At 43.3% G+C, this 527-nt stretch carries 1 protein-coding gene; it reads left to right on the forward strand.

What is annotated here, in order from left to right; all coding sequences use genetic code 11:
* Window positions 1–95 precede the first annotated feature (95 nt).
* Window positions 96–404: a hypothetical protein gene (locus tag JWJ90_RS22900; protein ID WP_205229516.1), complete on the forward strand. Its 309-nt coding sequence runs from the start codon at window positions 96–98 to the stop codon at window positions 402–404.
* Window positions 405–527 lie beyond the last annotated feature (123 nt).

The raw sequence follows: 527 nt of genomic DNA on the forward strand, positions 1-527 counted from the left end.
AGCTCGTAATCTGCTACAACGAGAGAAAACCAAAATGAGTATCAAACAAAAACAATTCAGAGCAGCCTGCGACAATCGGTTTCTTGGTAGTGTGCTTGCTAGCTAAAAATTTCGTGCGCTTGCCCTGGGGTGATTTGCGCATTGAAATTGTTGCTCCATCTATCGCTGAATTTGAGACACACAAATTTGAAACGATATCGCGTAAACTTAAAGAAATACTGAATGATGAGGTGCCTTACTCAGAGAGGCGCTGGCAAACAGAAATAGTAGACATTTTTCAAATACTCAATCCAAAGTATATTGGGGCATTTCCTGAACCACCTATTCATGACTCTTATTCCGGAGCGACAAGGAGGGTTGATTTTCTTCTTGTTGATGCTGGTGGAAATATTGATCTTGTGTAACTACTCACCCCTATTCTTCGGCATCAGGCAGAGTTCCTGCCAATGCCAACTGGATAGCGACAAGAGGATTGATCCCCTGGCTTGCCATGGTCTGCAGGTAGCTTGAAATCCTACAGTAAGCCT

Source organism: Desulfobulbus rhabdoformis (assembly GCF_016919065.1).
Classification (GTDB): domain Bacteria; phylum Desulfobacterota; class Desulfobulbia; order Desulfobulbales; family Desulfobulbaceae; genus Desulfobulbus; species Desulfobulbus rhabdoformis.